Source organism: Pseudomonas sp. PDM31 (assembly GCF_019218965.1).
Lineage (GTDB): Bacteria > Pseudomonadota > Gammaproteobacteria > Pseudomonadales > Pseudomonadaceae > Aquipseudomonas.
In genome coordinates, this window is the sequence record NZ_JAHUWS010000050.1 from 1 (window position 1) to 255 (window position 255).

At 65.9% G+C, this 255-nt stretch carries 1 pseudogene; it reads right to left on the bottom strand.

From position 1 onward, the window contains the following. A pseudogene (locus tag KW839_RS28230) lies at positions 1-255 on the bottom strand (phospholipase); the annotation flags it as partial.

Consider the following 255-nt stretch of genomic DNA (forward strand, 5'->3'; position numbering starts at 1 on the left):
TGCGCCGCAGCTTGGTCACTTCAGGAATGGTCTCGGCGCGCCCCAGGCTTTCGAGCATGCGCTGGGTATTGCGGGTGCCGGCGCCTACGCTGTCGTCGCCGGCGTTGGTGATGACGAACAGGTGCAGCGCCCCATGGAGGCCGGGATCGCGCCCGCCCCCGAGCTGGGCGGCGGCTGCCTGCTTGATCAGTTCGGCCAACGGCGGCCAGCGAAAGTACTGGTTTTCGATGTAGATGAACTGGGTCGCGTTGTTCA